The sequence below is a fragment of the Mycobacterium sp. genome (genome assembly GCF_036488105.1).
Classification (GTDB): domain Bacteria; phylum Actinomycetota; class Actinomycetes; order Mycobacteriales; family Mycobacteriaceae; genus Mycobacterium.
Map to the genome: position 1 here is coordinate 1 of NZ_DASXHW010000429.1, position 8,063 is coordinate 8,063.

Genomic DNA, 8,063 nt, shown 5'->3' on the forward strand with positions numbered 1-8,063 from the left:
CCTAGACATCCAGACCGATGTCGAGCACCCGCACCGAATGTGTGAGCGCCCCGACGGCGAGGTAGTCCACTCCGGTCCCGGCATAGTCGGCAGCGGTGTCGAGTGAAAGCCCGCCCGAGGACTCGAGTTTGGTTGCCGGTGCCCGAGTATCGCGGCGCTGCGCCGCGATCTGGGTCTGCCAGACCGGGAAGTTGTCGAGCAACACCAATTCGGCGCCCTCGGCCAGGATCTCGTCGAGCTGTTCGAGCGAGTCGACCTCGACCTCGCACGGCAGGTCGGGTGCTGCGGCCCGCACCGCGCGCAGCGCTGCGACCACCGAGCCGGCGGCCGCGACATGGTTGTCCTTGATCAGCGCCGCGTCACCGAGACCGAGCCGATGGTTGACGCCGCCACCGACCCGGACCGCGTACTTCTGCAGGGCGCGTAGACCAGGCAACGTCTTGCGGGTATCGCGAATCTTGGTTTTGGTGCCGTCCACCGCGTCCACCCAGGCCGCGGTGGCGGTGGCGATCCCGGACAGGTGACAGACCAGGTTCAGCAGCGTGCGCTCGGCGGTCAACAGGCCATGCATCCCGGCTTCCACTGTCAACGCCGACGCGCCCTGCTGCAGTCGGGCCCCGTCCTCGACGCGATCCACGATCCGGTAGCCGTCGCGGCCGAGCACCTCGTCGAGCACCAGGATCGCGATGTCGACCCCGGCGATCACGCCGGGCTCGCGGGTGATCAGCGACGCCGTCGTCACCGCACCTTCGGGCACGGTGGCCGCTGTCGTGATGTCCGGGCCGTAACGCAGGTCCTCGTCGAGCGCGCGGGCGATCGTGGCACGAGCCTCGACGAGATCCCCGTCAGAGAGGCCCATCAGCAGACCGCCGCCAGCTCCTCGACCTGCGCGCTGTCGTCGGCGTCGAGTCGGACGATGAGGCCGCGAGCCGGTTTGGCAGCCGCATCGGGGTATTCGGCCCGGTGGTGACAACCGCGGCTCTCCTCGCGGGCCAGCGCCGCGGTCGCCACCGCGCGGGCGGCGACCGTCAGCGCCGCATCTTCGAGGCCGGCCCGGGTGGTGATCGCGCTCGGCGGGGCTTGCGACAGCGTTCCGATCAATCGGCGCAGGCCATTAGCGTCGCGGACCACCGAGGCGTTGCGGGTCATCGCCCGCTGCAGGTCACCGCGGGCCAGCGCCGCACAGCCGGCCGGCTCCCCTGCCGTCGCGCGGACCCGTCCGAGCAGCGCTGCGTGTTCGGCGGCGGCTCGGCCCGCCCGGCCACCGACCACGAGCCCCTCCAGCAGGCTGTTGGACGCCAAGCGGTTGGCGCCGTGCATCCCGGTGCGGCCGACCTCGCCCGCGGCGAACAGCCCCGGCAGCTCGGTGCGACCGTGGACATCGGTCACCACGCCGCCGCAGCTGTAATGCGCACCCGGGGCCACCGGGATGGGTTGACGTACCGGGTCGATACCGGCCGCCCGGCAGGCGGCGGCGACGGTCGGGAAGCGGCGCCCGAAATCCTCGATATCGCGGGCGTCGAGGTAGACGCACTCGTCGCCGATCGCGCGTAGCCGCGCGTCGATAGCGCCGGCCACCACATCGCGTGGCGCCAGGTCCCCCATCGGATGCACACCCGCGGTGACCGAATTGCCTTGGCTGTCAACCAAAGCCGCACCCTCACCGCGAATCGCTTCGGTGACGAGTGGTCGGCGACCGCCGTCACGGCCGTCGTACAGCATCGTCGGGTGGAACTGAATGAACTCGATGTCGCTCACCGCGACTCCGGCCCACAGCGCCAGTGCGATGCCGTCGCCGGTGGAGCCGGTGGGGTTGGTGGTTGCGCCGTACAGCTGGCCGAGTCCGCCGGTGGCCAGGATCACCGACGGCGCGTGAATGATGCCGATGCTCCGCCGATCGGCCACCAGCACACCGGTGACCGCATCCGTTCCCGAAGCCGTGTCGTGTAGCAATCGCAGCGCGGCGTGCTTGGTCCGGATGTCCAGCGTGGTCGCCGCATGGTCGAGCGCCCGTTGCACCTCGGCTCCGGTGGCGTCGCCGCCGGCGTGCACGATGCGTCGCTGCGAGTGCCCGCCTTCGCGGCTGAGCGCCCAACCCCCGCCCGCCGCCTGATCGAATTGCGCTCCATCGCCGACCAATTCGGTGACAGCCCGGAAGCCGTCAGCAACGATCGACGTCACCGCATCGGGATCGCACAACCCGGCACCGGCCGCCAGGGTGTCGGAGACGTGCGCGTCGACCGAGTCGTCGGTGTCCGGCAACACCACCGCGATGCCACCCTGGGCGTAGTGGGTGGCCGTCGCACCAGGCTTGCGGCCGGCCTTGCTGAGCACGACCACCCGCCGGCCCGCGCGGTGCGCGGCCAGCGCCGCGGCCAGACCGCCGACGCCGGTGCCGATGACAACGACGTCGGCACTCTCCTGCCAGGCCGGGTGAATGGTCATTCGCCGCCGCCCGGTTGGCCGATCGCGATCATCCGCTGCACGCTTTGGCGCGCCCGTTGCGCGGTCTGGGCGTCGACGTGAACTTCGTCGGCGCCTTCGACCAGGCAGCGCAGCAGCGCGGCGGGGGTGATCATCTTCATGTACTTGCACGACGCGCGATCGTTGACCGCCTGGAAGTCGACGTCAGGGGCGGCGTTGCGCAGCTGATACAGCATCCCGACCTCGGTGGCGACCAGGACCTGGCGGGCCCGGGTGGCACGCGCGGCGTCCAGCATGCCGCCGGTCGATAGGATCTTGACCCGGTCGTCCGGAAACGCGCCCTCGCCGGCCAGATACAGCGCGGAGGTCGCGCAACCGCATTCCGGGTGCACAAACAACTCGGCGTCCGGGTGCTTGCGGGCCTGCTCGGCGAGCTCGTCACCGTTGATCCCGGCGTGTACGTGGCATTCGCCGGCCCATACGTGGACGTTGTCTCGGCCCGTCATCCGGCGCACGTGGGCCCCGAGGAACTGATCGGGACAGAACAGCACCTCACGGTCGGGATCTATGGATGCGACGACATCGACGGCGTTGGATGACGTGCAGCAGATGTCGGTGAGCGACTTCACCGCGGCGGTGGTGTTGACGTAGGACACGACGACCGCGCCCGGGTGTTCGTCCTTCCAGGCCAGCAGGTCTTCGGGTGTGATCGAGTCGGCCAGCGAACAGCCGGCGCGCTGATCCGGGATGAGCACGGTCTTGTTCGGGCTGAGGATTTTGGCGGTCTCGGCCATGAAATGCACGCCGCAGAACACGATGGTGTCTTCGGGCGCCTCGGCCGCGACCCTGGACAGCGCCAGCGAGTCACCCACGTGGTCGGCGACATCCTGAATGGCCGGCAGCTGATAGTTGTGCGCCAGGATCGTGGCGTTCCGCAGGTCGGCCAGCCGACGGATCTCGGCGGCCCATTGCTCGTCACCCTCGATGCCACCGAAACCGTTGGAAGAGTTGGTGATGCCCGCGGCGAGATCGTTTGCCATGTCTTCAACCGGCCTGTTCGACAGCACGTCGGTGCGATTCACGACTGCCATAGTCGATCCTTTCGCCTCCCGGCAACGGTTTTCGACTTATAATCGAAAACATGGCCCATGGTAGCACTGCGCATGAAGTGCTCGCCGTCGTATTCCAGGTTCGCGGGCTCGGGCCAGGTCCGATGACGCAGAAGCCCGAGCTCAGCGTCCTGCTCTGGCAACGCGCCCAAGATCCCGAGCGCGGTTCATGGTCGCTGCCAGGTGGCCGGCTGCGCCACGACGAAGACATGGGGACGTCGGTGCGCCGGCAGCTGGCCGAAAAAGTTGACCTGCGCGAAGTCGCGCACCTGGAGCAGCTCGCGGTGTTCTCCGAGCCCGACCGGCTGCCCGGCACCCGCACGATCGCGTCGACGTTCCTGGGCCTGGTTCCCTCCCCCGCCATCCCCGAACTGCCGTTCGACACCCGCTGGCACCCGGTCACCGCGTTGCCACCGATGGCCTTCGACCACGGTCCGATGGTCGCTCACGCGCGAACCCGACTGGTCGCGAAGATGTCCTACACAAACATCGGATTCGCCTTGGCTCCAACCGAATTCGTCATGTCGACGCTGCGTGACATCTACAGCGCCACGTTGGGCCATCAGGTGGATACCACCAATCTGCAGCGCGTGCTGGCCCGCCGCGGGGTGATCACCCCGACCGGCACCGTCGCGCACTCCGGCCGCAGCGGCGGTCGACCGGCGGCGTTGTACCGCTTCACCGATTCGCAGTTGCGCGTCACCGACGAGTTCGCCGCGCTGCGCCCGCCCGGGTCGACGTGACGTGGGCGACTCACCGGCGGGCCGACTGGATTCTTAGGGCCTTCTTAAGCAAGAATGCCCCGATGGACATTGGCAACCTTGCGAGCGCAGTCGAAACCGGTGCCGAGTGGATCGGTCGGGCGCCCCACGAGGAATTGCAGGCCAAGGCCCGCCCAGTACTGCCCACCGAGGACCCGTTCTACGAGCCACCGCCCGGTTACCGGCACGCCATGCCCGGCACGGTGCTGCGTTCGCGCGATGTGGAGCTGGCTTTTCTCGGCCTGATCCCGCAGCGGACGATGGCCACCCAGCTGCTCTACCGGACGACGGACATGCACGGCCGGCCGGAGGCGACGGCCACGACGGTGATCGTGCCGGCCGACGTCACGCCCGATCGGCCCTGCCCGGTGCTGTCGTACCAATGCGCGATCGACGCCGTCTCGTCCCGCTGTTTTCCGTCGTACGCGTTGCGGCGACGCGCCCAGGCCATCGGTTCGCTGGCTCAGCTGGAATATCTGCTGATCGCCGCCGCCCTGGCTGAAGGCTGGGCGGTGTCGATACCCGACCATGAGGGCCGAACCGGAATGTGGGGGGCGCCCTTCGAGCCCGGTTACTTCATTCTGGACGGGATTCGGGCCGCGCTGAGTGCCGAGCGACTCGGGCTGTCCTCGTCGGCGCCGGTGGCGCTGTGGGGTTATTCGGGTGGCGGGCTGGCGACGGCATGGGCCGCCGAACTGTGCGCCGACTACGCGCCCGAGCTGGACATCGTCGGCGCGGTCCTCGGGTCACCGGTCGGCGATCTCGGCCACACCTTCCGCCGGCTCAACGGTACCTACTTGTCCGGCCTGCCGGCCATGGTGATCGCCGCGCTGGTCCACATCTACCCCGACTTGGACCGGGTGATCGACGAGCACGTCAGCGATGAGGGACGAGCGCTGCTGCGGCGACTGGAAAGCATGACGACGGTCGGCGCGGTTCTCCGGATGGTCAAGAAGGACGTCGGCGAATTCCTCGACCGGCCACTGGAAGAAATCCTGACGATGCCCGAGGTTCAGCACGTCTTCGACAGCATCCGGCTGGGCGTCAAGGTGCCCACGCCGCCGGTGCTGATCGTGCAGGCCGTGCACGACTACCTGATCGACGTCGAGGATATCGACCGGTTGGCCGACGCCTATTCGGCGGGCGGAGCCGATGTCACCTATCACCGCGATTCGTTCAACGAGCACCTGCTGCTGCATCCGCTGTCGGCGCCAATGGCGTTGCGCTGGCTGCAGGACCGGTATGCACGCCGGCCGCTGAGCGATCATTTGATCCGAACGAAATGGCCGACGATGTTCAACCCGGCGACCTACGTCGGAATGGCGCGGCTGGCCGTGGTCGCGGCCAAGGTGATCACCGGCAAGGCAGTCCACCACCGCCCGCTATGACCGTGCGGCGCTCTCCACGTTGTCAGGCCGCGGATACACCGTCGTGACGGCCGGATAGCCGCCGAGATCGTCGCGCGCGGTCGCCGCAACCGGTACGGCGTAGACCAATGCGGCGGTCGCGGCCGGTAGCAGCAGCGTGCAGGCGCTCTGCAGCCAGGACGGGCCGAAGAACACCGACGGCGCCTCAGTAACGTAGAACAGCGGGTGCTCGTGGCTCACCGGCGCCGCAGCGAAATCTGGTGTGCCATAACGTAAATGCGCCAGCAGCACGCCCACGCCGACCGCCACGCCCGCCGCGATCACCACTCCGGTGCACAGCGCGATGACCATCCCGGGTCCGCGATGTGGCCGCCACTGCCAGACCAGTACGGCTGCCACCGCGGCGACGACGTTCAGCAGACCCAGCATCAGGAATGCGGAGACGAAGAAATGATCGGCTTCGCTGCTCAGGTATTCGTGCAGCCGCTCACCGCTATGCGTCAGCGCCACTGCCCCTTTGATCGGCGGGGCCAACCACGCCCACAGGGCGCCGACGAGCGCGCCCACCGGCAGCAGTCCCACCGTCACCGTGATTGCCGCCCGCCGTCGAGAAATCCGCGGCGCGCCGGTCTGTACGTCGGTCATCGTTGCGACTCCAGATCGGCCGAGTCCACCCGCCCATGCCGCGAACATTTCGCCCACCAGCCGTCGGGCCGGACCTGAACCACCATGCGGCGTCCGCATTCGGCGCAGAACCGGGGCGGCTCTAAACCAAGCTGAGCCGCCGTCGGCACCGCGCTGCCGGCGGCATCGCCGGTGTAGACATTGAAAAGGCCCGCTCCTACCGGCGCAGGCAGATCGCGGAGCATCAATGTCTCGCTCTACAGGCTGGCGTTGAGGGCCTTGATCGGCATCTGCAGATCATCGAGCAGCTCCAGATCAGCTTCAGCGGGCCGTCCCAACGTGGTCAGATAGTTGCCGACGATCACGGCGTTGATGCCGCCCAGGATGCCCTGTTTTGCCCCCAGGTCGCCGAGCGTGATCTCGCGACCACCGGCGAAGCGCAACATGGTCCGGGGCAAGGCCAACCGGAATGCGGCCACTGCTTTGAGCGCCTCGCTGGCCGGCAGTACGTCCAGATCGCCGAACGGCGTGCCCGGTCGCGGGTTGAGGAAGTTCAGCGGCACCTCGTCGGGGTCCAGCTCGGCCAGGTTGGCGGCGAACTCGGCGCGCTGCTCGATCGTCTCGCCCATGCCGAGGATGCCGCCACAGCAGACCTCCATGCCGGCCTCGCGCACCATCGACAGCGTCTCCCAGCGCTCTTCCCAGCTGTGGGTGGTGACGACATTGGGGAAGAAGGAGCGAGCGGTCTCCAGGTTGTGGTTGTAGCGGTGCACGCCCATCGCGGCTAGACGGTCCACCTGCTCGGCGCTCAGCATGCCCAACGAACAGGCGATCTGGATGTCCACGGCGTCGCGGATCGCCTCGATACCCGCAGCCACCTGAGCCAGCAACCGCTCGTCTGGTCCGCGGACCGCCGCGACAATGCAGAACTCGGTGGCGCCGGATTTGGCGGTCTGTTTGGCCGCTTCGACCAGGCTGGGGATATCCAGCCAGGCGCTGCGCACCGGCGAGGCGAACAATCCCGACTGCGAGCAGAAGTGACAGTCTTCGGGGCAGCCACCAGTTTTCAGGCTGATGATGCCCTCGACCTCGACCTCGGGACCGCACCAGGCCATCCGCACCTCGTGCGCCAGTGCCAGCAGCTCTTCGAGCCGTTCGTCGGGCAGCTGCAGAACCTCGAGCACCTGCTGCTGGCTCAGCCCCTCGCCACCCTCGAGCACCTGGTGACGGGCCATCGCCAAGATGTCGGTGCGGTCGGTGTCGGATGTTGGCCGAGTCGCCGCCTGAGTCACCAGCTACTCCTTAAAGTCTTTGTCACTTGTCCTGTCCACGCATTCGGGACGCAGTGGACCCGGGCTTCTCGCAACGAGCGTTGACCGGTGCCCAGGCTAGGCTAGCGGTGTGCACCTGCACAAACGTCATGTGGTCGGCGCCGCGGCAACGGGGTACCCGATAGGGGTAGGTCACAGAGCGCCAGGGGTGAACGCAATTGAGTAGTGCACACGTCGAATACGTCGCTCACCATTGGCTCCTATTGGCCGGACCGGCGTTCTTGCCGGCCGTGATCGTCGTCGCCGTGGTGCTGTATGTCGCGATCAAAGATCGGCGCACACCCGACGAGGATCAGCAGGTGACCAACCGCGACACGTCCGACGAACGGCGTGACTGAGACGCGCTGGCAGCAAATCAGCCGAAGTTTGAACGCAGCGCCCGCAGGCTACCTACTGTGAAGTAAGTTCAGCGCCTGAACGATTTCGGGCGGGCCACAGCGCGGTGGG

The 8,063-nt window shown here is 67.8% G+C and carries 9 protein-coding genes; 3 read left to right on the forward strand and 6 right to left on the reverse strand.

Going from position 1 to position 8,063, the window contains the following annotated elements; all coding sequences use genetic code 11:
• Position 1: 1 nt before the first annotated feature.
• From nadC to nadA, 3 genes are read right to left on the reverse strand one after another with little or no spacing between them, the layout of a single operon-like run.
• Positions 2-859, reverse strand: a complete 858-nt coding sequence (gene nadC / locus VGH54_RS22635; RefSeq protein ID WP_331514345.1) for a carboxylating nicotinate-nucleotide diphosphorylase — start codon at positions 857-859, stop codon at positions 2-4.
• Positions 859-2,445 (reverse strand): L-aspartate oxidase, encoded by a 1,587-nt coding sequence (locus VGH54_RS22640; protein WP_331514346.1) that lies wholly within the window; start codon positions 2,443-2,445, stop codon positions 859-861. The genes nadC and VGH54_RS22640 overlap by 1 nt, the downstream gene beginning before the upstream one ends.
• On the reverse strand, positions 2,442-3,515 hold the full coding sequence (gene nadA / locus VGH54_RS22645) for a quinolinate synthase NadA (protein WP_331514347.1): 1,074 nt from the start codon (positions 3,513-3,515) through the stop codon (positions 2,442-2,444). The genes VGH54_RS22640 and nadA overlap by 4 nt, the downstream gene beginning before the upstream one ends.
• 50 nt (positions 3,516-3,565) lie before the next feature.
• Between nadA and VGH54_RS22650 the strand changes: the two genes are divergently transcribed.
• On the forward strand, positions 3,566-4,276 hold the full coding sequence (locus VGH54_RS22650) for an NUDIX hydrolase (protein ID WP_331514349.1): 711 nt from the start codon (positions 3,566-3,568) through the stop codon (positions 4,274-4,276).
• 62 nt (positions 4,277-4,338) lie between these two features.
• Positions 4,339-5,682, forward strand: a complete 1,344-nt coding sequence (locus VGH54_RS22655; protein ID WP_331514350.1) for a lipase family protein — start codon at positions 4,339-4,341, stop codon at positions 5,680-5,682.
• Here the strand turns inward: VGH54_RS22655 and VGH54_RS22660 are convergent.
• From VGH54_RS22660 to bioB, 3 genes are read right to left on the reverse strand one after another with little or no spacing between them, the layout of a single operon-like run.
• Positions 5,677-6,306 (reverse strand): DUF2567 domain-containing protein, encoded by a 630-nt coding sequence (locus VGH54_RS22660; RefSeq protein WP_331514351.1) that lies wholly within the window; start codon positions 6,304-6,306, stop codon positions 5,677-5,679. The two genes, VGH54_RS22655 and VGH54_RS22660, sit on opposite strands and share 6 nt — an antisense overlap.
• The gene (locus tag VGH54_RS22665) at positions 6,303-6,530 is read right to left on the reverse strand and encodes a hypothetical protein (protein ID WP_331514352.1); all 228 of its coding nucleotides are present in this window, start codon (positions 6,528-6,530) and stop codon (positions 6,303-6,305) included. The genes VGH54_RS22660 and VGH54_RS22665 overlap by 4 nt, the downstream gene beginning before the upstream one ends.
• Positions 6,531-6,542: 12 nt before the next feature.
• Positions 6,543-7,577, reverse strand: a complete 1,035-nt coding sequence (gene bioB, locus VGH54_RS22670; protein ID WP_331514353.1) for a biotin synthase BioB — start codon at positions 7,575-7,577, stop codon at positions 6,543-6,545.
• Between the two features lie 197 nt (positions 7,578-7,774).
• Here bioB and VGH54_RS22675 point away from each other — a divergent pair, with 197 nt between their 5' ends.
• Positions 7,775-7,954: a hypothetical protein gene (locus VGH54_RS22675; RefSeq protein WP_331513878.1), complete on the forward strand. Its 180-nt coding sequence runs from the start codon at positions 7,775-7,777 to the stop codon at positions 7,952-7,954.
• Positions 7,955-8,063 lie beyond the last annotated feature (109 nt).

Excerpts from the sequence above, each read along its gene's own strand:
- VGH54_RS22655 (WP_331514350.1), top strand. The coding sequence starts at position 4,339 with ATGGACATTGGCAACCTTGCGAGCGCAGTCGAAACCGGTGCCGAGTGG.
- nadC (WP_331514345.1), bottom strand. The coding sequence starts at position 859 with ATGGGCCTCTCTGACGGGGATCTCGTCGAGGCTCGTGCCACGATCGCC.
- VGH54_RS22665 (WP_331514352.1), bottom strand. The coding sequence starts at position 6,530 with ATGCTCCGCGATCTGCCTGCGCCGGTAGGAGCGGGCCTTTTCAATGTC.
- nadA (WP_331514347.1), bottom strand. The coding sequence starts at position 3,515 with ATGGCAGTCGTGAATCGCACCGACGTGCTGTCGAACAGGCCGGTTGAA.
- VGH54_RS22660 (WP_331514351.1), bottom strand. The coding sequence starts at position 6,306 with ATGACCGACGTACAGACCGGCGCGCCGCGGATTTCTCGACGGCGGGCG.
- VGH54_RS22650 (WP_331514349.1), top strand. The coding sequence starts at position 3,566 with ATGGCCCATGGTAGCACTGCGCATGAAGTGCTCGCCGTCGTATTCCAG.
- VGH54_RS22640 (WP_331514346.1), bottom strand. The coding sequence starts at position 2,445 with ATGACCATTCACCCGGCCTGGCAGGAGAGTGCCGACGTCGTTGTCATC.